Annotated in this window: 21 protein-coding genes; 11 read left to right on the forward strand and 10 right to left on the reverse strand. The window is 50.9% G+C overall.

Annotated features, from left to right (window positions below):
• Positions 1–147: 147 nt before the first annotated feature.
• Complete coding sequence (locus AC2CF9_RS11185; protein WP_484557005.1) at positions 148–792, reverse strand: hypothetical protein; 645 nt, start codon at positions 790–792, stop codon at positions 148–150.
• An 88-nt stretch (positions 793–880) separates the two neighbouring features.
• On the opposite strand from AC2CF9_RS11185, the gene AC2CF9_RS11190 reads away from it, so the two are divergent.
• Positions 881–1780, forward strand: a complete 900-nt coding sequence (locus tag AC2CF9_RS11190; RefSeq protein ID WP_484557006.1) for a LysR family transcriptional regulator — start codon at positions 881–883, stop codon at positions 1778–1780.
• Positions 1781–1806: 26 nt separating this feature from the next.
• On the opposite strand, the gene AC2CF9_RS11195 is transcribed toward AC2CF9_RS11190, so the two are convergent.
• From AC2CF9_RS11195 to AC2CF9_RS11210, 4 genes are all read right to left on the reverse strand, one after another.
• Positions 1807–2499, reverse strand: coding sequence for an RraA family protein (locus tag AC2CF9_RS11195; RefSeq protein WP_484557007.1), 693 nt, complete (start codon positions 2497–2499; stop codon positions 1807–1809).
• Between the two features lie 15 nt (positions 2500–2514).
• On the reverse strand, positions 2515–3438 hold the full coding sequence (locus tag AC2CF9_RS11200; RefSeq protein ID WP_484557008.1) for an NAD(P)-dependent oxidoreductase: 924 nt from the start codon (positions 3436–3438) through the stop codon (positions 2515–2517).
• Between the two features lie 12 nt (positions 3439–3450).
• The gene (locus AC2CF9_RS11205; RefSeq protein WP_484557009.1) at positions 3451–4821 is read right to left on the reverse strand and encodes an MFS transporter; all 1371 of its coding nucleotides are present in this window, start codon (positions 4819–4821) and stop codon (positions 3451–3453) included.
• 742 nt (positions 4822–5563) lie between these two features.
• On the reverse strand, positions 5564–6469 hold the full coding sequence (locus tag AC2CF9_RS11210; RefSeq protein WP_484557010.1) for a LysR family transcriptional regulator: 906 nt from the start codon (positions 6467–6469) through the stop codon (positions 5564–5566).
• 97 nt (positions 6470–6566) lie between these two features.
• Here AC2CF9_RS11210 and AC2CF9_RS11215 point away from each other — a divergent pair, with 97 nt between their 5' ends.
• Together AC2CF9_RS11215 and AC2CF9_RS11220 are read left to right on the forward strand one after the other, a co-directional pair.
• Positions 6567–7094: a GNAT family N-acetyltransferase gene (locus AC2CF9_RS11215; protein ID WP_484557011.1), complete on the forward strand. Its 528-nt coding sequence runs from the start codon at positions 6567–6569 to the stop codon at positions 7092–7094.
• The gene (locus AC2CF9_RS11220; RefSeq protein WP_484557012.1) at positions 7091–8317 is read left to right on the forward strand and encodes an MFS transporter; all 1227 of its coding nucleotides are present in this window, start codon (positions 7091–7093) and stop codon (positions 8315–8317) included. Before AC2CF9_RS11215 ends, AC2CF9_RS11220 begins: the two co-directional genes overlap by 4 nt.
• Positions 8318–8826: 509 nt before the next feature.
• Here AC2CF9_RS11220 and AC2CF9_RS11225 read toward each other — a convergent pair.
• Together AC2CF9_RS11225 and AC2CF9_RS11230 are read right to left on the reverse strand one after the other, a co-directional pair.
• Entirely contained in the window at positions 8827–9204 is a 378-nt protein-coding gene (locus tag AC2CF9_RS11225; protein ID WP_333715593.1) for a type II toxin-antitoxin system VapC family toxin, read from the reverse strand.
• Complete coding sequence (locus AC2CF9_RS11230; RefSeq protein ID WP_333715592.1) at positions 9204–9407, reverse strand: type II toxin-antitoxin system VapB family antitoxin; 204 nt, start codon at positions 9405–9407, stop codon at positions 9204–9206. Before AC2CF9_RS11230 ends, AC2CF9_RS11225 begins: the two co-directional genes overlap by 1 nt.
• A gap of 386 nt (positions 9408–9793) precedes the next feature.
• On the opposite strand from AC2CF9_RS11230, the gene AC2CF9_RS11235 reads away from it, so the two are divergent.
• The 5 genes from AC2CF9_RS11235 (at position 9794) to AC2CF9_RS11255 (ending at position 14782) form a co-directional block, all read left to right on the forward strand.
• Positions 9794–10810 (forward strand): ABC transporter substrate-binding protein, encoded by a 1017-nt coding sequence (locus AC2CF9_RS11235; RefSeq protein ID WP_484557013.1) that lies wholly within the window; start codon positions 9794–9796, stop codon positions 10808–10810.
• A complete protein-coding gene (locus AC2CF9_RS11240; RefSeq protein ID WP_484557014.1) occupies positions 10807–11835 on the forward strand; it encodes a FecCD family ABC transporter permease in 1029 nt (342 codons plus the stop codon). Before AC2CF9_RS11235 ends, AC2CF9_RS11240 begins: the two co-directional genes overlap by 4 nt.
• Positions 11835–12593, forward strand: a complete 759-nt coding sequence (locus tag AC2CF9_RS11245; protein WP_484557015.1) for an ABC transporter ATP-binding protein — start codon at positions 11835–11837, stop codon at positions 12591–12593. Before AC2CF9_RS11240 ends, AC2CF9_RS11245 begins: the two co-directional genes overlap by 1 nt.
• A 121-nt stretch (positions 12594–12714) precedes the next feature.
• Positions 12715–12900, forward strand: a complete 186-nt coding sequence (locus AC2CF9_RS11250; RefSeq protein ID WP_071669340.1) for a DUF1289 domain-containing protein — start codon at positions 12715–12717, stop codon at positions 12898–12900.
• A 403-nt stretch (positions 12901–13303) separates the two neighbouring features.
• Positions 13304–14782 (forward strand): SulP family inorganic anion transporter, encoded by a 1479-nt coding sequence (locus tag AC2CF9_RS11255; protein ID WP_484557016.1) that lies wholly within the window; start codon positions 13304–13306, stop codon positions 14780–14782.
• Positions 14783–14924: 142 nt separating this feature from the next.
• Here the strand turns inward: AC2CF9_RS11255 and AC2CF9_RS11260 are convergent, their stop codons facing one another.
• A complete protein-coding gene (locus AC2CF9_RS11260) occupies positions 14925–15428 on the reverse strand; it encodes a hypothetical protein (protein WP_484557017.1) in 504 nt (167 codons plus the stop codon).
• Between AC2CF9_RS11260 and AC2CF9_RS11265 the strand changes: the two genes are divergently transcribed.
• On the forward strand, positions 15414–16622 hold the full coding sequence (locus AC2CF9_RS11265) for a type II restriction endonuclease (RefSeq protein ID WP_484557018.1): 1209 nt from the start codon (positions 15414–15416) through the stop codon (positions 16620–16622). The two genes, AC2CF9_RS11260 and AC2CF9_RS11265, sit on opposite strands and share 15 nt — an antisense overlap.
• A gap of 34 nt (positions 16623–16656) precedes the next feature.
• On the opposite strand, the gene AC2CF9_RS11270 is transcribed toward AC2CF9_RS11265, so the two are convergent.
• Positions 16657–18090 carry a DNA cytosine methyltransferase gene (locus tag AC2CF9_RS11270; RefSeq protein WP_484557019.1) on the reverse strand — a complete coding sequence of 478 codons (1434 nt, stop codon included), beginning with the start codon at positions 18088–18090 and terminating at the stop codon, positions 16657–16659.
• A gap of 1095 nt (positions 18091–19185) precedes the next feature.
• On the opposite strand from AC2CF9_RS11270, the gene AC2CF9_RS11275 reads away from it, so the two are divergent.
• Positions 19186–19608: a VOC family protein gene (locus AC2CF9_RS11275; RefSeq protein ID WP_484557020.1), complete on the forward strand. Its 423-nt coding sequence runs from the start codon at positions 19186–19188 to the stop codon at positions 19606–19608.
• Positions 19609–19912: 304 nt separating this feature from the next.
• Here AC2CF9_RS11275 and AC2CF9_RS11280 read toward each other — a convergent pair whose 3' ends face one another.
• A complete protein-coding gene (locus AC2CF9_RS11280; RefSeq protein WP_484557021.1) occupies positions 19913–20833 on the reverse strand; it encodes an AraC family transcriptional regulator in 921 nt (306 codons plus the stop codon).
• 105 nt (positions 20834–20938) lie between these two features.
• Here AC2CF9_RS11280 and AC2CF9_RS11285 point away from each other — a divergent pair, with 105 nt between their 5' ends.
• On the forward strand, positions 20939–21802 hold the full coding sequence (locus tag AC2CF9_RS11285; protein WP_484557022.1) for an oxidoreductase: 864 nt from the start codon (positions 20939–20941) through the stop codon (positions 21800–21802).
• Positions 21803–22798: the final 996 nt, after the last annotated feature.

Genomic DNA, 22798 nt, shown 5'->3' on the forward strand with positions numbered 1-22798 from the left:
TTCGTACCAGAAGCGGGCGTTTATGTATTCAATTTGTGATATTTTAACAAACCTGAATGTTATATACAGACTACAAAGTTCAATAATCGCAGGGGATTATCATTTGCCTGTAGCGATTGAATCATCAGTATTATGTAATTTAGTTTGCTATTTTAAGTTTTCTGCAAGTGAGAGACTTCGCCTGGACGTCTGCATGATGTATTGAAAAAGCACATCGTAAAGCATGACATAATTTCTTAATCCTTCATTTACGCTCTGACTGAGCTCGTAAGCTAAACCAGTCAGTGTATGGTTTTTATTTATTCCCCGAAACAGGCTACGGTCGAATACATTGGCCTGGCCTTTCCAAATGAGTTGTTCATCGCTGGTATGTTTTCTTACTATGCCAAACACACCTGAATTTGCACGGTAGTTGCCGGGCAGATCATAACCTCTGGCGTTTTTCCAGCGGCATATTTCATACTTTCCTTTACTTAAGGGCAACTGGAAGCTGACAGGCTTCATGAAATTATTGATATATATACCGCTTAGCATCACAGTAAAAAAAAGCTTGTCCTGTATCATTTCAAAATTTTTACTGGCATGAATAAATACGCTGCATTTAATCTCATTAGACTTCAATTTCCAGTTATTTATAAACCCGGAAACAAGGGAGTTAAATATCTGCCATTCTTTTTCTCTGTCTTCAGACGCGAGTTCCTTAAAGCGGTCAATAATTTCACGCGCATAAGGGCTTTGAAAAGCTTTCAGCACTGGATCGTTCATCCCTAAAAGTAAATTTTTATTTTGCATAATGTACTAACCTCCGACAAGAACTGTAAACTGAGCTGTCCCTCACTACCCGTTACTCTTACTGTCCAAAAACTTGAAGGAAACATTTATGACACTGAAACAGCTCGAAGCATTCTACTGGGCAGCCAGTCTGGGTAGTTTTAGTGCTGCAGCGAACAAGCTGAACGTTACACAGTCAACGCTTTCCAAGCGTATTCAGGAACTGGAAGTCACATTAGGCCGATCCCTCTTCACTCGGACAACGCAAAACATATCTCTGACTGACTCAGGCCACCGCATTCTGGCCCTGTCCCATCAGATGCTGCAGATGGAGAATGAAATCGTTAAATCTGCCACAGGCGATACTTGGATCAGGGGCTTTTACCGGGCTGGTATCAGTGAGCTTACGGCAACAACCTGGTTTCCGGCCTTCGCGGCACGTTTATATCAGGATAATGAAAATCTTACCCTTGAGTCTCACGTTGATCTCGCCTCTGCACTCTCCAGAAAGCTATTAAAGGGTGAAATCGACTTTGCTATATTACCCTTCAGTTCTTACAGCAATCACAGTTTCAACTCCGTCCCTTTGTCTGTCGTTAATTTTTTATGGGCTTCCTCACCACAACGGATTCCTGATAATCGCAGATTAAATTTAAAGGAAGTCAGCACTCATCCTCATATTACAATGACCAGCGAGTCTCAGTTAAAAAGCGCATATGATACATGGGCTGCCATGCATAAAATAAACCCAAAGCGTTTCATTTCTTGTAATTTACTTAATGCCATTGTTGCACTGACAATTGCTGATGTCGGAATAAGCCTGCTTCCTGAAAGCCTGGTAAAAAAACTCTCTGAACGCGGAGAGCTGACAGCTCATTTATGCGATGTGCCACTCCCTCAGATAGAATATTCATTCTGCTGGAAAAAAGACGATACAAGGCTGTCAATCTCCGCGATGGCGAATATTGCTGTTGAATACGCAAATTACGATCTAAAAGATAACGGATAGCTTATTCAAATATTAAAATCGAAAAATTAAATAAGCGTCTCATTCTTTTGGATTACACCTGCCGCACGAAGTGCATCATCCAGCCAGGGCGAAACCAGGATACCGCTGGCAATTTCTTCAAGTCGCTGTCCTTCCTGCTCAACTTTTTTAGCCGCAGCCTCAAGGACCTGTTCAACCTCCGTTGCGGGAATGACGACTACGCCATCGCAGTCACCTACCACCAGATCGCCAGACGAGACTGATACGTTACCCAGCGAAACGGGGTGACAAATCTTACCGTCAATGTTTTTAGTCGGACCGGCCGGATTGCGCCCTGCAGCAAAAATCGGCATTGAGGAGTGACTGATTGTGTCAAAATCACGCGAAGCACCATCCACTACAAAACCGCTCAGTCCTGCGGCCTCTGCCTGTTTCACCATCAGTTCCCCAAACAGTGCTCCGGAACCGTAACCGTGACCAGCAACAACGATAACATCTCCTGGTTTAGCTAATGCCAATGCAACATGAAACATCAGGTTATCACCCGGCCTGACTTCAACCGTAAAAGCCGTACCGACCAGTTTCATGTCATTTCGCAATGGCGCAATAGAGCTGTGTAGTGCACCTCGACGACCAGCAACATCTGACAGGATTGCTGCCTGATACTCGCGTGCACGTGAAATTACACTTTCTGGCAGGCGTTCAAACGCAACCAGCTGATCAAATTTAGTCGTGCGCATTTCTGACTCCTTTATTCAAACTGCGTTTTTAGGTTCTGAGCCGCTCAGGACGGCTTCGATATTTTCCAGCGCGCCCATACCCATACGGACCAGAGATTCATTACTGGTCCCGGCTACGTGCGGTGAGCCGATAAAATTGTTCAGGGATAATAACGGGTGAGCAGGTTCAACAGGTTCATCCACGAATACGTCACAGGCTGCAGCAAAAATAACGTTGTTTTTTAAAGCATCATAAAGATCTGCCTCATTAACCACACCGCCACGAGAAACATTAATCAGAATGCTTTCCGCTTTCATGATGCGTAACTGCTCCGCAGAAATCAGGTTATGGGTTGCTTTGGTCAGCGGGACATGCAGGCTAATTATGTCGCTGGATTCAAGCAGAATATTCAGCTCTGTTACCCGCTCAGCTCCATATTTACTGAAGGTGCTGTCGGAGGCGAAGGGATCATAGGCCACGACTTTTGCCCCAAACCCGTGAGTAAATATTGCTGCGACGCGCCCGCCTATATCCCCAAGACCAATCAGGCCGACTGTCTTGCCCGCAATTTCAAATGCAGCCGGCTCAGCGCGGAACACGCCTTGCTTGAGCCTGGAAGGATAGATATTTACGTTGCGATAAAGTGACAGTGTTAAAGCCACTACGTATTCCGCAACACTGATTGCATTCGCTGACGGTGTATTAGTGACAATTACGCCAAGCTCTTTGGCAGTATTAATATCAATGTTGTCAACGCCCACACCATGTTTGGCAATAATTTTCAGGCATCTGGCCTGCTCAAGATCCTCACGGCTTACCACCCAGGTACGGACAATCAGGGCATCGGCCTCATTTCTCCAGTCACGGTCACGTGATTCGGGATATGCCACAACTTCATGGTTTTCGCGTGCCTTAGCAATGACGCTTTCATGTACAGGATCGAGCACATAAATTTTCATACCTACTCCTTGTTATAACTGGTGACTTATCTGATGTTTTTCTGTGCTTACTGCTGGCTCATCATGAGTGTGTTCTTTCTCCAGTGGCTCAGTCATGGTTATTAACAAGATAAACGCAACCAGAGAGCTGATGCTGAGGAAAATAAACACCTGATCCCAGCCGCCTGAATCAAGTATCAGTCCGACAACAAATGGCGCGACAGCACCTCCAACGGAACCAACGGTATTCACGACTGAAACGGCTAAAGGAACTTTTTCTTTTTCTACGAGACCCATGGGATATACGAGAAACGTTGAATATCCAATGTTAAGCAGTACGCCGGTGATAAAGAAAAGCACGGCAATCAGGGCAGGTACAGATGGTGTATTGATGAGTACATACATCATCACTACCGTTGAGGCTGAAGTGATAAACATAACCGGCTTACGTCTCTTCCTGAAAAGACGATCAGACATTACGCCACCCAGGATGTTACCAACGATGGCACCCAGCCACGGAGCGGATGCAACGAAGCCCATACTCAGTATTGAAAGATGTTTAACATTGACCAGATAAGTCGGGATCCAGGTCATGATTGAGTAGGTGATGCCTACCATCAGGCCATAACCTATTGCACATGCCCAGTTATTCCATGATGAAAATATCTGACGGGAGGTGCTCAGTTTCTCAACGCGACGGGCACGGATAAAGAAATCAAATCTGGTTTTTTCAACAACCCCTGACTTCTTATTTAATGCACGCTCATTAGCATCTGAATTAAGGATGTAATCTTTCTCACTTTCTGAGCAGAGTTTGCTTTTCGAAGGGTCATCTTTAACCAGGAAAAGCCACAAAACGGCAATAATAAAGCCAGGAACAGCAAAAATATAAAACACTTCACGCCATCCCCAGTTAAATACAATGAAAGCACAGAGGGGAGGCACAAAAGCTGGCGCAAACTTTATTGACGACATGAAAATTCCGGTCGCTAACCCTTTTTCACGGGCAGGGAACCAGCGATTAATAATGGATACAATGCCGATATTAAGTGGGCCTTCAGAGGCGCCCAGGAGCGCCCGGGCAATTTTTAGCTGCAGTACACTGGTCGTAAAGCCCATCAAAAGGGTCGACAGCGAGGTCAGGATCATACAGCCGGATAAAATACGTCCGATTCCAAACTTGCTGAATAAAAAGCCAGAGGGGATCTGCACCGCAGCATAAGTAATGTAAAAAAGACTGGCGAGCATGCCAATATCTGTATTTGTCAGGTGATATTCTTTCTTAATGAAAGGCACCACTACACCGATATTAGCCCTGTCCGCGCCAGCAATCATGTATACCATAAAAAACATTACGGCGACTACCCAGCGATATTTTCCAGCTTTGGGAGATGTCGTTTTCATATAATTATCCCGGTTGTTTACAGATGTAAGGTCACTGCTTCAGGAAAATAATTACCTGTAATGTGACAAAACCGTTAAAGAAATTTGTCGCTGAGGGGTTATGAAATTTTCGAATGAACAACTTTTTTTGATATAATCAAAATTTGCGGAATAAATTATGTGATCTGTGTCGCCTAAATTAATGATTTTACGTTTAAATACGAGATGAAAATCACCCTTCTTTTTGTTTTATTAAAGTCGCTTCACAAAAACATTCCTTACAGGCATATGAACAAAATTCAACGCAGATCACATATGATGTTCAGATAAATCAGCTTTCGTGTCGTTATTAAACACTTTAGCGATGCGATGCACCTTTTCTCAGAATCAAGGTTTACCTTTATTTCTCGGAATATTTAGACTAATCGCCTATTTCTGTAAATAATGCCAGATCCTGTGCAATTTCAGACGCCTGAGCCGCTACTTATGATCGGCAGCGGCTCTTCCTGCCTGTGTAGCCGCATACTGAGGTTTACACGGTAACTGTTTCTTATCCGCCCTTTGTAGTCTTGCTGCGAGGAAATTATAGCGTTCCTGAAATATCTGAATGTCATTTCTAATCCGGACAGCTCACTGCCATATTAGCTGCAAACAGAACGTCCGCTTTTCGCTCACAGCGGACATCGGTTGCGGTTAAGCGCTGTAGTGACAGTTCGCCGGAAAGAGAAGATCGGACCTGTCCGGTTTAGGTATTGAACTATATCTATCTATTTTCGTTTTTTGCAAAACTGCTGTTTATGCTTTTCAGCACTTCATTGATTCCTCTGCTTACAATCCGGTCTTCCCGCATAACGGCCCCAAGCGTCCGGTGAAGAGAGGGCGTCACCGAGTAAAGATCAAGCCCTGCTCTTTCCTCAATGCATGCAACAGACATCCGGGGAACAAGGCTGTAGCCAAGACCTGCCCGAACCATTCTTTTAATAGCCTCAATACTGCCAAGCTCCATGACCGGGCAGGCAATATGTCCCGCCTCCCGAAACCACTGATCAATCAGGGCACGTGTCCCGCTTCCCTGTTCGAAGATAATCAGCGGAAGCGGCAGCAAGGCGCCCGGAGTCCATATTTTCGTGCTCGGCTCTGATGCATCTTTTTCCATGATGACAACAAACTCTTCCGTACCCAGCAGGGTAATGCTCAGGTTTTTACCCGCGGCTGGCAGAGTCACCAGGCCAATATCTATACGGTTTTCCTCTACGCCCCGCACAATATCGGAAGTGTTACCTGTACGTACATCCACCTTCAGCAGAGGATGGGCCTGTCGCAGTTGCTGCAATAAGGGAGGCAGCAGATGAATACAGGCCGTTGCGCCAGTGCCGACAGTAACAGTGCCGGTTATCTCATCGGAATACAGGCACACTGATTCAACTGCTGTATTTACCGCGGCGTCAATTTTCAGGCTGTGCTCAGCGAGGGTCTGTCCGGCAGAGGTGGGTCTGACTCCCCGGCTGGTTCGCTCGATAAGGCGGACCTGAAGCGCCTGTTCCAGTTGTTTTATTTGCAGGCTCACTGCCGGCTGCGACAGCCCCAGTACTTCAGCCGCGCCGGAGAAACTGCCCCGGCTGATAACCAGTCTGAAAGTAGCCAGATGATCGAGATTCAGGTTTGCCATCCCAAAATTTTCCTTATGCTGCTGATAAGTCCTGCTGCCTGTCTGAAATGCTTCATTCGGGTTAGTCTCAGCTTCTGACCCAGATGGAGCCGTATCAATGGAAATAACCCAGGCAGATGAACGACATATTCCTGCCATTCAGCAGATTTATGCTTATCACGTATTGCATGGCACCGCCACTTTTGAAACCGAACCGCCGGATTCGGCTGAAATGGCAGCCCGCTTGAAAAAGGTGCGGGCAGCAGGGCTGCCCTGGTTTGTGGCGGTTGAGAACGGCAACGTCTGCGGATACTGCTACCTGTCACTCTACCGGGAACGGTGTGCCTACAGATTCACCCTGGAGGACTCTGTCTATATTGCTCCCGACGCTCAGGGGCAAGGGATCGGGAAAAATCTGTTATTTAGTGCGATCGCATGGGCAGAGGCCCGTAATTTTCGCCAGCTGGTGGCCGTGGTTGGCAACAGCGAAAACACCGCCTCGCTTGCCCTGCATCGCGCGGCAGGCTTCAGCATTACAGGAACGCTCAAATCCGTGGGCTTCAAGCACGGACGCTGGCTTGATACGGTCATCATGCAGCGTACGCTTGGGCAGGGCGACAGCACACCTCCGGAGAGTACACGGTGACTGACGGGTATCTGACAGGCCGCACTATTTTCTGCGTTGGCATGACGCAGTTTATTAACTGGGGTATCACATTCTATATGCCGGGAGTCTTCGGGGGGGCCATCATGCTGGATACAGGCTGGTCACCGGTTTTCACATTCTCCGGCCTGACTATTGCCATGCTTGTGATGGGCCTTGTCTCGCCGCTTACAGGTGTCTTTGTAGCCCGTACCGGCGGACGAACGATGATGATGGCAGGAACCTTCGCCATTACCATTGGTTGTTTTTTGATGGCTTTTACCCATTCAACAACGTCGTGGGTTACCGTCTGGCTCCTGATGGGCGCTGGCATGCGACTAGCCCTGTATGATGCCGCATTTGCGCTGCTTGTAGAAATCGCAGGCGCAGGGGCCGGCCGGGCAATTACCCTGGTCACACTGCTGGGTGGTCTTGCGTCAGTCGCATTCTGGCCTGCTGGCGCTGCACTACTGCACATCACCGACTGGCGGCATGCCATTGTCATTTACGGCTGTGCGGGCATTGTGAGCCTGCTTTTTCTGTCCACCGTTCCGGCAGGGCATCGGCGTCAACTTCCCGTTGCCAGGCAGCCCGCTCTTACGGCGATCGGAGCAGCAGAAGACCGGAAAACTTTCGTCAGCGGCCTGTGGTACGCCACACTCATTGCGCTGATAAGCTTTGTGTCCACCGGCGTGTCCACGCATTTTCCTCAGATACTGGCCGCTTATGGTATGCCCGTTGTGACAGGTATGTTGTGGGGAGTGGGACAGGTGAGCGCCAGACTGCTGGACGTGACGTCTGGCGCACGGACTTCAGCGGTCCGTCTGAGCCTGGTTACCAGTATTCTGCTGCCCTTTTGCTTTCTGGCGGGCCTTGCAGGAAATGTTACCCCTGTGGCTACAGCCATCTTTATTCTGAGTTACGGCGCTGTGAACGGACTGAGTACAGTTGTTAAGGCCGCCCTGCCTCTTGCGCTGTTTGATCCGCAGCAATATGCGCGTAAAACAGGCATGCTGCTGCCGCCCGCTTTTTTCCTCGCAGCGCTCGCGCCGTCAGCTTACGCCATGCTGCTGGAGCGATATGGCGTACCCGGCACGCTGCTTTTATCAGCCATCCTTACCCTGTTCATTGCGGCAATTTCCATAGTGATCTGGCGGCGCCACCCTGCCCCTGCTGGACAGAACCGGAACAAGGGCATGCCATCCATTCCAGGGAGCAACATTTGACACTGACGATAGTGATTGTCCCGGAAATGGAGTTTAATGAAGCCTGGATTTCAACATCGCAGTAAAGGTGCTTAGGGAGATGGGCCACCCGATCCGTCTCAGCATATACCGGAAGTGAGTCAAGGCAGGCCATGATGGTCTGCCTGAAGGCAAAGTGCAAAACAGCCTGAATCTTTCGGCCTTTACGCTCAGCTATTAATCTCTGAACCGCTATCTTCCGGGCTGGCCAGCCCGAAAGGCAGCCAGTGCGGTGTAATGCGCCCTAACCAACTATCGTTGAACGCTACAGCGGCCAGCAGCAGCGGCGATCTCCACGTTTCCGAGGTTGCCCGCAGATATCGCTAAAGCTCTCAGCACGCGCCTGAAAAACGCTGCAATACGCCGAGGCAAACCCCGTACTGCCGTCAGATTGCGGCTCCACCCTGAAGCCGCGCGCGAGAAACAGCGCCCTGATTTCCTGTTCAATCACTAATGTTCTAATCCTTGCCCGCAAAAATATGAGCTCTCTGTCAGTGTGTCAGCGGGTAATTTATGCCAAAACGCAGGGCTAATTTTTCCAGTCGTTTATCTACCGTCCATAGCCGTGCGCCTGGCGTAATCAAAGCCGAAGCAAGCAAAGTAAAGTCAACTAATCCGCAACCCAGCCCGAAGAGCTTTTCATCTTCGATAAATTGCATAACCTCAGCGATGCTTGCCTGTGAACTTTGCGACAATAAAGCAAGGCTCGAAAGTGTCACCTGCCGTGGAGCTGGCGGTGTTCCGCAGGCTATCTCAGCCAGTATCATTGGGTGCATCAGCACTAAATCCGTATTTAACAAGCGCTGCAGTTCGGCTTCTGGATTTTTGAAATGATTTACCCAAACAGAAGTATCAACCAGGATAGCCATTACTCAGATGGCTCCTGATGGCGCCGGGAAATGTACTCCATATTCGGTGCCGCACCACCAAGCGAGGCCAGTCTCTTAGCAGCCTGTACCCGCACAAAGGTTTTCATGGCTTCACGGAAAATATCAGCTTTCTCCATATCAGGATCAGCCATTTCCAGCGCCTGCGCGTACAGCGCATCATCAATAGTTACAGTAGTTCTCATGATTACCTCCGTTTGTGATTCGTTTTATGATGAAATTATACATCAGTAAATGCATCAACAAACAGAATCATTAGCAGCAAGCGTTACCGTCGGTCATTAAGAAGGCAATTTTGCGATCTAATAAGCCTATTCTGTTGACGACGGTCAACGCTATTTTTTGGCCAGATGCCGATGCAAACAGAAAGTAAGTGGCGAATATCATCAGCGCCAGCGGCCGTTGCCTGACCACCGAGCCGAGCACCATCAACAAACCGGATAACTAGTTTGGCCAGCCCGTTATCAGACAGATGCACAGGCTGCGCCAGTTGCTGAACCCGCTCCAGGCATTGACAGACTATATTTAATTTCGCAAAATGTTACGTTATAACATAACCCAAAGCTTAATAATGAAACTGACCTCTCCGCTACTTATGACTGCAGTACTTTTATTTCCCCTGGTCAGCCTGGGGGCCACCAGCTACCCGCTTACCGTTGAAAACTGCGGGTTTAACGAAACATTCCGTGAGTCACCCTCACGGGTTGTCACCGTTGGTCAGCATGAAACAGAACTGCTGCTGGCGCTGGGACTGGAAAAGAAAATTGCAGGCACCTCTGTCTGGTTTGGCGCACTCCCCGATGATCTGAAGCAGCAGGGAGAAAAGCTGAAACGGCTGGCTGACAATGCGCCCGGATTCGAAGCCGTGGCGGCTCAGCGCCCTGAGCTTGTACTTGCCCAGTACAGCTGGCACGTGGGGCCGCAGGGTGAAGTTGCCACCCGTCAGCAATTTGAGCAGCTGGGTATCAAAACCTGGATATCGCCGGCTGACTGCACAGCAAAAGCAGTCACTGAGGCCTCAAATGGGGATGGCGCACGTTCTGAACCTTACTCAATCGATATAATTTTTGAAGAAATCACCACGCTGGCGCGCATATTTGATGTGGCTCAACGTGGTGAATTGCTGACGCAAACACTGTCCGAACGTATCACTGCCATACAGAAACAGCGTGATGTTAAGCCGTCAGCACCACGTAAAGTTGTTTACTGGTTCTCCAGCACTCGCCTGAAAGGCGATCCGTGGGTCGCCGGTAATAAAGGCGCACCGGGCTGGATCAGTAAAACGCTTGGTCTGTCTGACATCATCGATTCAGACCAGGAGTGGCCCGCCGTGTCGTGGGAATACATTGCTAAGGCTCAGCCAGACATTATCGTCATCGCGAGTATGGACAGGCGGCTTTATCCCGCCGATGACGTGGCAGCAAAAATAAGGTTTCTGAAAACCGATCCGGTCACGCGCGAAATGCCTGCGGTGAAACAAGGTCACATTGCAGTGGTGCCGGCAATGTCGCTCAATCCGTCTTTACGAAACGTAGAAGCGGCTGAGCTGATTGCACAACAGATCCAGACTTTCGAACACGCCAGATGACAAATCATTCTGTATTTAGCTGGCGACACGGCCTGATCATTGTAGCTGGCATACTGAGCCTCCCTGTCATGATGGTGCTGGCTGCTGCCACCGGTGATATCCCCGTGAGTTTTGCCACCACCGCCCAGGCAATCACCAACGGACTGGGCATAACGCATTTCGATCTGCCTTCTGTTGAAGCCGGCATTATCTGGCAGTACCGTCTGAGCCGGTCACTGATGGCCGCCAGCAGCGGGGGTGGGCTGGCGTTATGCGGACTGGTGTTGCAGTCGTTGTTGCGTAATCCGCTCGCCGATCCGTATTTACTGGGCATCTCTGCCGGCGCCTCAACCGGTGCCGTCAGTGTCATGCTGCTGGGGATTGGCAGCGGCGCCATCACCACCGGAGCCGGGGCGTTTACCGGAGCCTGTGTGGCTTTTTCACTGATCGTGGTGTTGTCGGGCGGCATGCGTGAGAACGCGTCACGCATCATTCTGGCCGGTATCGCCGGTACGCAACTGTTTAATGCGCTGACATCCTACATTGTCAGTACAGCGGCAAATGCTGAACAATCGCGCGGCGTGATGTTCTGGTTACTGGGTAGCCTGAGCGGTGTACGCTGGGCGGATGCACTGCTGTGCCTTGTCGTCGTGGCAACAGGCTTCCTGACAGCGCTCTGCTATGCCCGCTCGCTGGATACGTTCAACGTGGGCACCGACGTTTCTGCAACGCTTGGCACAGAGGTATTACGGGTACGCGTGATTTTGCTGCTGACGACCGCTTTACTTACCGCAGTAATCGTGAGCGCGATTGGCGCGGTAGGTTTTGTCGGACTGGTCATTCCGCATATCACGCGCATGATAGTCGGGCACCGGCATCTTATTACGATACCGTTCGCCTTTCTTGCCGGAGGACATTTCATGATCCTTGCGGACCTGGTATCGCGCACGCTGATCCGTCATCAGGTTTTACCTATTGGCGTGGTAACGGCCCTGGTCGGCGCCCCTGTGTTTGCCCTGATGTTGTACCGAAACCGGGAGAAGTGATGATGCATATCGTGGTTGAAAAGCTAAATGTGACGCTTCAGGCGCGTAGCGTGTTATCAGATATCAGCTTCAGTGCGAAACGCTCGCAAACAGTGGGGCTGCTCGGCCCGAATGGCTCGGGTAAGTCCACGCTGATTCGCGCGATGGCGGGCGTACAGGCCTGCGCTTACGCGGGCATAAAAATTGGCGGCATGCTGACAAGCAATCTGAGCCGGCGTGCGTTGTCCCGCACGCTTGCTTTTGTGCCGCAGCATGCGGAGTCTGAGGCGGAGATGAGCGTCAGGGAGATTGTTCGTCTCGGTCGTACGCCGCATCGCAGCGCATTCGCGCCATGGCGTCAGGCCGATGAGGATGCTGTGCAACAAGCGCTTTCGATGATGAAGCTTGATGCGCTGGCGCACCGATCCTGGCATCGCCTGTCAGGTGGGGAACGTCAGCGTTGTCAGATAGCCCGCGCGCTCACTCAGCAGCCGGATATCCTGCTGCTGGACGAACCCGTCAATCATCTGGATATCCAGTTTCAGCTGGAACTGATGCGACTTATCACCGCGTTGCCCGTTACCGTGATTGTGGCACTTCACGATCTCAATCTGGCGGCAAAATATTGCCAGCACCTAGTGGTCTTGCACGAAGGACAGATTGTGGCCACTGGTGAACCGGCTGCTGTGCTGACGCCAGCGCTCATTCGGTCGACCTGGCAGGTTGATGCCATGATCCATCAAACCGAACAGGGCGTGATGAACATCCAGTACGCCTGAGGCAAGGTGGCGGATACGCGTTATTAACCCATTAAATGTGCCATCTATACCTTACTGAACCCAAATCGACTGGCCTGATGTTTAAGCCTGTTTGTATCTGACCCATATCCAAGGAGTCATCATGTCCGTGAAGTCCCCCTGTACTGATATCTGTATCTTCAGTAAAACAAAAGGCTGGTGTGAGGGCTGCGGCCGCACGCTGCAGGAAGCGCGCGACTGGCGCAAGCTTTCTCCGTTCCATCGTAAAAAAATCGAACGGGAACTGCCTGTGCGGTTAAAAATCCTTTCTGCGAAGCCGGAAGCGTAGCAATGATTTTTCCTGGCCTATGCAAAATCGGTTGACGCGCGTTGCGTTTTTCAGAAGCAGACGTGAGTCACGGGTGCTTTATTGATACCATGATCCGCATCGCGAAACGTTGACCTCCTACCATTTTTGTTTATAGTTTAGTGCCTGTCCTGACAAGGCCCAGGCTTCGCCGTCAGCTCCCCGCCCCGGGTTTTGCTGGCTCACTGCAGTCCTGAAGGCACCTTTTGCCGTCAAGGAGAACTCAAACTTATGCGTCTTACGCCACCCTGAGTCGTCGCCCTCCCCTGTCGCACTGAGTTGTCTCGGTCGCACATCCTTAAACATCCCGCCTGCGGATGGACTTTTTCGTACCTGAATTTTTTGCCCTCACGGGCTGACTGTATCTAAAATCTGAGAAATTATTATGCTGCTGTCCTCGACACGTAAGGACTGGCTGGGCAACGTCCGTGGTGACGTGCTCGCCGGTATTGTCGTCGCGCTCGCGCTTATTCCTGAAGCGATCGCATTTTCCATCATTGCCGGCGTTGATCCGCAGGTCGGCCTCTATTCGGCGTTCTGTATTCCTGTGGTGATGGCTATCTTCGGCGGACGCCCTGCGATGATTTCATCGGCCACCGGCGCCATGGCGCTGCTGATGATAACCCTGGTGAAAGATCATGGCCTGCAGTATCTGCTGGCGGCATCGGTGCTGACCGGCCTGCTGCAGCTGGCGGCCGGTTACCTGAAGCTTGGCAGTCTGATGCGCTACGTGTCGCGCTCGGTCGTGACAGGCTTCGTCAACGCGCTGGCGATTCTGATATTCATGGCGCAGCTGCCGGAGCTGACCCACGTGACCTGGCACGTTTATGCGCTCACCGCCGCAGGCCTGGCAATCATCTACCTCTTTCCGTACCTCAATAAAACTATTCCCTCCCCGCTGGTCTGCATCGTGGTGCTGACCGCCATCTCCATGTGGCTGCATCTGGACGTGCGCACCGTGGGCGACATGGGCAAACTGCCCGACAGCCTGCCGGTGTTCCTCATTCCGGACATTCCGCTGAACCTGGATACGCTGCTGATTATCCTGCCTTACTCCGCCGGCCTTGCCGTGGTGGGACTGCTGGAGTCGATGATGACCGCCACTATCGTGGACGACATGACCGACACCCCGAGCGACAAAAACCGCGAGTGCAAGGCGCAGGGCATCGCCAACGTCTGCACGGCGTTTATCGGCGGCATGGCGGGCTGCGCCATGATTGGTCAGTCGGTGATTAACGTAAAATCCGGCGGGCGCGGGCGCCTCTCCACCCTGACGGCCGGGCTGGTGCTGCTCTGTCTGATTATTTTCCTTCGCGATCAGGTGTCGCAGATCCCGATGGCGGCGCTGGTCGCGGTGATGATCATGGTCTCCATCGGCACCTTCTCCTGGCGATCCATCACCGACCTGCGCCGCCATCCGCTCTCGACCAGCGTGGTCATGCTGGCAACCGTGGTCGTGGTGGTGGCCACCGACAACCTGGCCTTCGGCGTGCTGACCGGGGTGCTGATTGCTTCGCTGAACTTTGCCACTAAGGTAGCGCGCTTTATGACGGTCAGATCGTCACGGGAGGGTGAGACACGGATCTATACCGTGACCGGCCAGGTCTTTTTTGCCTCCGCCGATCGCTTTATGAGCCACTTTGACTTCAGGGAAGCGGCAGAGCGCGTGGTCATTGACGTCACGCACGCCCACTTCTGGGACATCACCGCCGTTAGCGCACTGGACAGGGCGGTAATTAAGTTCCGCCGCGAAGGCGCTGAGGTAGAAATACCGGGCATGAACGACGCCACCCGTACCCTCGTTGACCGCTTCGGCGTGCATGACAAGCCGGAAGAAGCGGAAAAACTGATGGGCGGTCACTAACTGACAGGAGTTACAGCTATGAACAATACCGTTGTGGCCTGCGTGGATGGTTCGCCGTCAACCGGGCCAGTCTGAGACTACGTGGTGTAAGTATTACCAGGCTGTTAGCGCCGCTGGCTCTGCCGAACGTGCTGGAAAACGCTCATGCTGCCACCTCTGACATAAGTGGCAGCATGAGCATCGAAGTAAAGAACGGCTTTCCGGCAATCATGGCAGTGAATTTCACTGCGATCTCAGAAAATGCCGGGGAATAAGTGTTGAAAATGCGGCAGAACGCGTTATCAAACAGCATAATCTCTGAGCCGGCATAATAAATCATGCTCTCAAGTCGCTTAACCTCATTCTTCACGCTTTCGCAATAGCGCTTAAGGTTACGTTTTAAGCTGTTCAACAAATTATCGCAGAGCAAAGCAGTATAAGTCCTGAGAGGATTCTTCACCTTTCCCGAATAACGGGCAGCAGGCAACTGACATATGATTGACGCTGAAATGACTCTATAACCTGTATAAGGCAGAGCAAACTCCAGACCTTTCATCAGTAAGCAGTGTACAAAAGCGAGAAACTGATCACGCTCATCTGGCAGATTATGAAAAAATAACGACTTAAATTTCAGGGCAACAGAGGGATATGTATGTCGGCCTTTCACAACTGGCTACTTGAAATCGCAGGCGGAAACTACTTCGTATATATAAAACGTCTTTCCGCTAATGATACTGGCGCAACCGGGGGGCATCAGGTCGGGCTTTATATACCTTCCGGTATCGTTGAAACGCTGTTTCCATCCATCAACCATACTCACGAGCTTAATCCTTCAGTGTTTCTTACAGCACATGTCTCCTCACATGCCTGCCCGGACAGCATAGCTAGGGCAATTTATTATAACAGCCGTCATTTTGGAAAAACCCGAAACGAGAAGAGAATTACCCGTTGGGGTAGAGGCAGCCCACTTCAGGATCCTGAAAATACCGGTGCCCTGACGCTTCTGGCTTTTAGACTTGATAAGCAGGGCGTTGATAGTACGGATGTGGACATCTGGGTTTGTGCAAACCCAGATGAAGAGGACATCATTGAGAGTGCTATTGGTGAAGTTATCCCTGGCACGTTGATCTCCGGGCCGGCCGGGCGAATTCTGGGCGGTCTGTCTCTGCAGCAAACGCCTGTTAATCGCAAGTATACTATTCCAGAGCCTTGGCAGCAGCGCTTTCCTACTGGCAATGAAATTATTGAATATGCCGCTGGCCATTATGCGAAGCACTCTGTTGATCCAGATGAGCAGCTGATAGATCGCCGGCGTGTCGAATACGATATCTTTCTGCTGGTGGAGGAACTCCACGTTCTGGATATCATCCGCAAGGGATTTGGTTCTGTGGATGAATTCATTGCACTGGCCAACTCTGTCAGTAATCGCCGTAAAGCCCGGGCCGGAAAATCACTGGAACTGCACCTTGAGCATCTCTTTATTGAGCACGGTCTGCGGCACTTTGCCACACAAGCCGTCACTGAGGGTAATAAAAAACCTGATTTCCTGTTTCCGTCCGCAGAGGCTTACCACGATGCTGAGTTTCCTGCAGAAAATCTGCGTATGCTGGCAGTAAAAACCACCTGTAAAGATCGATGGCGTCAGATACTTAATGAAGCCAACAGGATTACGCCAGTGCACCTGTTTACGCTGCAGGAAGGCGTATCACTGGCACAGTACAGGGAAATGCAGGCGGAAGGCGTCAGGCTGGTTGTACCGGCATCATTACACAAAAAATATCCGGAAGCAGTAAGGGCAGAACTAATGACGCTGGGTGCGTTTATAGCCGAGCTAACAGGGCTTTATGCAAATCTGTCGTAAATAATTTCCCGGCATACTATGCCGGGAGATAAGCTCAGATCTTTGTTGCCTTATCAGCATCGGCAGATACGGCCTTCAGAATATAAGGTTCAAGCAGTCTGGCAACCGCTTCAAACACCGGCACGACGACAGAGTTACCAAACTGCCGGTAAGACTGTGTATCCGACACAGGGATGCGAAAAGGCTTGCCATCAGGCTTCTCAAAGCCCATAAGACGCGCGCACTCACGTGGCGTCAGCCTGCGTGGTCGACGAGTCTGGTTTACTTCATCTACAAAGTCTGTTTCACCTACAGCCATATCCCAGCCACGGTCTATCAAAATTTCAGATCCGTCTTTGTGATAGCGGGCAGAAAGCGTACGGGCAACGCTCTCCCTGTTTTCAGGATTAACGAGGCCAAAACCAAAACCGTTCCCTTTAGCCGCGTGCTTTTTTGCGTAGTTGTAAAGATACTCCCAGAGCTTGGGTGTCAGGATATATTTACTGTCAACCACAGGCTCCAGCAGCTCGCCAAAGGACGGGCGCTGTTCCGGGTAAAAACGACTAACATCGCGCAGAGTAAAGCCCTGATGGATATTCAGATCGCGACGGAAACCCACCAGCACGATACGTTCACGGTGCTGAGGCAGGAAATGCTTACCATCGATGACTTTAGGGTCGCTTTTACCCATATCGGCGGCATCTGCGACTTCATAACCCAGCTCGTCCAGGGTCTCCATTATGACTTTGAAGGTTTTACCCTTGTCATGGCTCTTCAGGTTTTTGACGTTTTCCAGCACAAAGACAGCCGGCTTTTTGGCGCGAATAATGCGTGCTACATCAAAGAAGAGCGTGCCCTGTGCTTCACATTCAAACCCGTGCGCCCGGCCGAGTGAATTTTTCTTACTCACGCCAGCCAGGCTGAATGGCTGACACGGGAAACCGGCCAGAAGGACATCGTGATCCGGCACGTGCTCATCAATAAAAGCATAGGCCTCAGTTTCTGGCACGTCCGGTTTGTCACTGAGTGTCACTTCACGGATATCAAGATTAAACGTGTGCGCCTGCTCATCATTGAACCAGTTCGCTTTATAGGTGCGCACCGCCTCTTTGTTCCATTCACTGGTAAACACGCACTGACCGCCGATGGCCTCAAAACCTTTTCGGATACCACCAATACCGGCAAACAGATCAACGAACCGAAAGGCGTAGTCCGGATGATGCGCAGGCGCTTCTGGCAGCATTTTTCGCAGAAGTGCTTCTTCAGTGGTTGTCAGGGACTTAGGCGGGCATTTACCATTGATCCAGCGATTGAGCGTCTCGCGACTCCACTCATTTTTACCCACTTTTCTGAGCAGCTCAGCCACGTATTTCTGGTCATATATTTCCAGAACCTGACGGATGAGCTTTGTATCATTTTCCTGACGCAGTTGTTCTTCTACTGCTGCTTTCTCAAGCAGGTCCTGTGCCAGCAACTCAAATTCAGACATAATGCCTCCATAGGGTCTTATGGGTGAAACTCTATCACTCATATGACCCAGAGGGAAAGAAATAATCTGGATATTTAAACAGTGTAATCAGGAACGGCTGCTTAACCCTCAACAGCCTGATCTTGAAAAAAGACTTTCATAAAAGTAGTAAAAACACTAAACACAAAGCTCCAGCAACCCTGTCTAAATGGGGTAATTGATGTCCATTGTTTCTTAATCGCTACTCAACGCATTGACTTTGATTGTTACCCTTCTGTGTTTAGAACGAATCCGTGTCTGACCTGTTTGTATCGCCAGCGAGAGGGTTTTACCTCTGCCTGTCCTGCGTGTAAATCTCCCGGGTTGCGATCCTCCTTTATGGGTGCCTTTTCGAGTACTGCTGTTTGCAGAGCGTGTACTGAAGACTGTCAGCCTGAAATGAAATCATCCTGCTCTGCAGAAGAACAAATGCGGTGGTGCTGATATTGTGGCAGGCAGGTTTACAGCAGAGCACTGGACTGCCAAAACAGTCAGGCAATCAGCAACAGGGGCGGGCAGATGCAACGTTCAAAAAAATGTCACTTAACCTTGTACTTTACATGGGTTATTATTTTTCTGTGGAATATCCTCTGACACTTCCATTCCCTGTTATCTACTATTGACTCTTTAGCCTCTGTTCCCGGAGGCTTTTTTTGTACTAAACATACACTGTTTGGCTGCCAGGCATTGCACTCAGGTCTTGCTAATGACTCCTCACCTCTGACAAACCTTCGCGCTTGCATCGGGTAACAGGCAGGCAGTGTGACTGCCAGATGTAGAATTTACACACATAACTCCCGGCCATCGTGCATCAGTCGCATCGGCTGAGCTTACATTACATGCTGATGGGTATAATAAGATAAGGATGCGGTTACACCCACCCTTTCGCTTAAAAGCTATACCTGAACTCAGATTACAGTTATTGCGCCACCTGCCAGTTGCCCGGCTGATGTGGTTAACAGGAACCAGTATGCCGGTAACAGTGGATCGGCTCCTGATCTGTCGAAACCTGTTACATTCGTCTTGCATCCTGCCCAAAACGACAGATTAAGACAATCGCGACCAAAAGGAATGTTTATGACATGGCAGCATCTGCGAATTGCCAGACCCGTCAGCACACTCAGCAAAAGCTGTGAGATGTACTGCAAGGGACTGGGATTAGTGAAACTGGGCGAGTTTACGGATCACGAGGGATTCAGCGGATGCATGTTGGGACAGAGCGGGTCGTCATGGCATCTGGAGTTTACATTGTGTCACGATCATCCGGTGTTGCCCTCACCTTCTGAGGAAGATCTTCTGGTGTTATACGTCCCTGAAAACGAGCGCTGGCACGCCCTCTGTAACGATATGGATAACGCGGGCTTTATCCGCGTTACCTCCTGTAACCCCTACTGGGATCACACTGGCGTGACGTTCAGGGACAGAGATGGGTACCGGGTTGTGATTCAGAACAGTCACTGGAGCCCGGGCGGCGTTCAGCCCGAAGCGAAAACGGCATAACATGTAAACACTCAAGAGGGACAGCGGTGATAAGCTGGAATCTCTCCTTCAACCATCCGACATTGGCAGGGGCATGGCGTGAGCTGGCGTTGCCGTCAGTCCTGACCGGCCCTGTGTATGCAGGCTTACCACAAATGCGTCGTGCGCCACTTCTTCCCTGCGCCAGATAGCGAACCGCTATGCGCAAGGTTTCGACTAACACTGAAGCATCGTCATGTGGCCTCTGTAAAAACTCGCGTTTTGATGTCGTCTCCTGATTTTTTGCTCTGCGGGCAGGCTGATCGGTTGCGTGCTTTAGCTATGCCTAATGCGATGACACAAAGATCGTGGTTTGCTGCTCAGGCGGAATGGTGAAGTGGCGCTGCATGCGTTTAATCTCTGCCGCCGGCGGCAGACCAAAGAGACGTTTAAACTCGCGAGTAAACTGCGAGGGGCTTTCATATCCCACCGCGTAGCCTGCTTCGGCAGCAGTCACGTGCTGGCGCACCATGAGCATGCGGGCCTGATGCAGACGGACCAGTTTGACATACTGCATCGGCGGCATCCTGATAACGGCCTTGAAATGAAGATGAAACGTCGGGACACTCATGTCGGCTTTGCCTGCCAGCTGCGTCAGCGTTAACGGCTCTGCATAAGCGCGGTGAATATGCCTGACCACGTTGCCAATTTTGCTGAACTGTCCTTGCAGAGCCAGCGCGGCACGCATCACGGTGCCCTGTTCACCCGTCAGCACACGAAAGTAAAGTTCACGCAGCCGGGCATGTCCGAGTATAGCGGTCTCAAGTGGGCTGTTCAGAGCGTGAAGTAACCCCAGTACAGCCTGCCTGACCGACGCATCCATCTGGCTCGACATCATACTCTGCGGCGCGGCGGGCGGCGAAAATGCCTTATGCTGGTCGATCTGCAGGATGAGTTCCGCTGCAAGCTGAAAATCCAGATGGATGTAAATTGCCAGCAAGGGATGCGTGGCGGACGCATCAGTCTCCATGGTAAACGGCACAGGAACTGAAATCGCCAGATAGTGCTGTTCATCATATAAGTAGGTCTGCTGACCAAAATAACCGCGTTTGCTTCCCTGAAGCACAATAACGATACCCGGATCATAGAGCACAGGGGTTCGGGCAAGGGGCCGATCGGCACGCAGGATCCGTACGCCGGGCAACGCCGTAAGGTTATACCCTTCCTGCGGGGCCAGGGTCTTGATCAGGTCAAGCATGCCGGACATCACTGCACCTCATAAAATCAGGCAAGGAAACGAGAAGACAGGGTCTAAAAATACGCCAGTGACGAGAATACCATGCCCTCTCAACAGTTCACGGGAGTTCATGTTATGTCATCAAAAACATTTCTGATCACAGGCGTCAGCAGCGGCTTTGGTCGTGCACTGGCACGGGAGGCCCTCCGGGCCGGACACAGGGTTATCGGCACCGTACGCAGCCGTGAAGCATGCCAGGCGTTTGAAGCGCTTGATGTACAGCGTGCCACAGGTCGCCTGCTTGATGTCACCGACGCTGAGCGTATTCACGAGGTTGTCAGAGAAGTTGAGACAACGGTAGGTCAGATTGATGTGCTGGTGAACAATGCCGGTTACGGTCATGAAGGCATTCTGGAGGAATCCTCCCTTGACGAATTGCGTCATCAGTTTGACGTCAATGTGTTTGGCGCAGTAGCCACGATCAAAGCGGTCCTGCCGGGCATGCGCCAGCGTTGTCACGGGCATATCATCAATATAACCTCAATGGGTGGATTGATTACCCTGCCCGGCATTAGCTACTACTGCGGCAGCAAGTTTGCGCTTGAAGGCATTTCGGAGGCGCTGGGCAAAGAGCTTGCGCCTTTCGGCATACATGTGACCGCTGTGGCGCCAGGCTCCTTCCGCACTGATTGGGCGGGGCGTTCAATGGTTCGTAGCACCCGTAACATTGCCGACTATGACGCGCTGTTCAGACCCATTCGGGAGGCTCGGGCGGAGAAAAGCGGAAAGCAACCCGGCGACCCGGTCAAAGCGGCAGCGGCCATACTGACGCTGATTGAGAGCCCGAACCCGCCTGCACATTTGTTATTAGGCAGTGATGCCCTGGCGCTGGTGCGACAGAAACTTGCGGCACTGAATCAGGAAATCAGTCAGTGGGAGGACCTGACGCGTTCAACCGATGACAGCACTGCTACTGACAATGGGAGCAGGATGCAGTAAAGAGCGGGACCCTGTGGCAGTCATGGCGTAAAGAGAGGCGTAACGCATCTTTTTATTATGTGCTGCAGCGGTGTAAACAGAGTATGCACGTACATTCCCTTTTCAAATACAGGCCGCTTTAGGGCATACAGCAAAGCAAGTTTTGCCCATGATCAGGGCCAGACATAACAAAAAATTCATTTTATCCATATAGTTTCTTGGTGTTATTATCACTGCGTGGTTTACCTCTGTAATGTGTAATTCCTGTCTGAACTCCTTTGCCTCTGCTTGTAGAGGCTTTTTTTTGCCTTAAGCCATGCAGGACAAGCGACGCCTTGAGGAAACGCTGCATCAATGCCCTGCCGGACACGGTTACCTGGTGTTATCAACAAATCACGTGTACAGCCAGCCCGAAATCCTGTGGATAGATAGCGCGGAATCGTATGCTGAAAAACGCTCACTCATCTGGTTGCTTATTGATCAATTCTGTGCGCTGCGATAAAAAAACAGTATGTATAGTGCTGCCTGCCAGGCCCTGATGCACTTTAGATATTCCACCAGATCAAGTTTTCACTGTGCTGACCACAACGGATAGATGCCTGGTCTCCGCGTCAGCAGGGTTTTTGCCTCAGATTTTGCAGCCAGTAGCAGTCACAGTGCGTTAAACCGTAGTCGTGTAGGTTGCATCAGACGCATCAGCCAGACACCCCGGTCTGGCCGATTCCATTAACGCGAGCACTCAGGTAACCAGGTGAGGAGCTCACCTGCAGACCAGAGCCTTGTAATAAAGATAAAACCAGCTGCCGGCACTGGCCCTGCAATGTCGTTTGAACCAGGTGTATGACATGAAAATCATTACGCCGGGCGTATCAGCACTGACATGTATAGGATCCTGAAAAATCACTGTGCACGGGCTGTCTGTAAAAAACGTATCGCCACATCAGAAGAGGGATCTTGACTGCGGTATGTAAGGTCAATGACAACACGTCTTTTCTTAAGGCTCATGCAGTCAGCGCC

The organism is Pantoea sp. SYBGC1 (genome assembly GCF_057197005.1).

Coding starts and splice junctions, on each gene's coding strand:
- AC2CF9_RS11185 (WP_484557005.1), bottom strand. CDS start 792: ATGCAAAATAAAAATTTACTTTTAGGGATGAACGATCCAGTGCTGAAA.
- AC2CF9_RS11190 (WP_484557006.1), top strand. CDS start 881: ATGACACTGAAACAGCTCGAAGCATTCTACTGGGCAGCCAGTCTGGGT.
- AC2CF9_RS11195 (WP_484557007.1), bottom strand. CDS start 2,499: ATGCGCACGACTAAATTTGATCAGCTGGTTGCGTTTGAACGCCTGCCA.
- AC2CF9_RS11200 (WP_484557008.1), bottom strand. CDS start 3,438: ATGAAAATTTATGTGCTCGATCCTGTACATGAAAGCGTCATTGCTAAG.
- AC2CF9_RS11205 (WP_484557009.1), bottom strand. CDS start 4,821: ATGAAAACGACATCTCCCAAAGCTGGAAAATATCGCTGGGTAGTCGCC.
- AC2CF9_RS11210 (WP_484557010.1), bottom strand. CDS start 6,469: ATGGCAAACCTGAATCTCGATCATCTGGCTACTTTCAGACTGGTTATC.
- AC2CF9_RS11215 (WP_484557011.1), top strand. CDS start 6,567: ATGGAAATAACCCAGGCAGATGAACGACATATTCCTGCCATTCAGCAG.
- AC2CF9_RS11225 (WP_333715593.1), bottom strand. CDS start 9,204: ATGGCTATCCTGGTTGATACTTCTGTTTGGGTAAATCATTTCAAAAAT.
- AC2CF9_RS11230 (WP_333715592.1), bottom strand. CDS start 9,407: ATGAGAACTACTGTAACTATTGATGATGCGCTGTACGCGCAGGCGCTG.
- AC2CF9_RS11235 (WP_484557013.1), top strand. CDS start 9,794: ATGAAACTGACCTCTCCGCTACTTATGACTGCAGTACTTTTATTTCCC.
- AC2CF9_RS11240 (WP_484557014.1), top strand. CDS start 10,807: ATGACAAATCATTCTGTATTTAGCTGGCGACACGGCCTGATCATTGTA.
- AC2CF9_RS11245 (WP_484557015.1), top strand. CDS start 11,835: ATGATGCATATCGTGGTTGAAAAGCTAAATGTGACGCTTCAGGCGCGT.
- AC2CF9_RS11250 (WP_071669340.1), top strand. CDS start 12,715: ATGTCCGTGAAGTCCCCCTGTACTGATATCTGTATCTTCAGTAAAACA.
- AC2CF9_RS11255 (WP_484557016.1), top strand. CDS start 13,304: ATGCTGCTGTCCTCGACACGTAAGGACTGGCTGGGCAACGTCCGTGGT.
- AC2CF9_RS11265 (WP_484557018.1), top strand. CDS start 15,414: ATGTCGGCCTTTCACAACTGGCTACTTGAAATCGCAGGCGGAAACTAC.
- AC2CF9_RS11270 (WP_484557019.1), bottom strand. CDS start 18,090: ATGTCTGAATTTGAGTTGCTGGCACAGGACCTGCTTGAGAAAGCAGCA.
- AC2CF9_RS11275 (WP_484557020.1), top strand. CDS start 19,186: ATGACATGGCAGCATCTGCGAATTGCCAGACCCGTCAGCACACTCAGC.
- AC2CF9_RS11280 (WP_484557021.1), bottom strand. CDS start 20,833: ATGTCCGGCATGCTTGACCTGATCAAGACCCTGGCCCCGCAGGAAGGG.
- AC2CF9_RS11285 (WP_484557022.1), top strand. CDS start 20,939: ATGTCATCAAAAACATTTCTGATCACAGGCGTCAGCAGCGGCTTTGGT.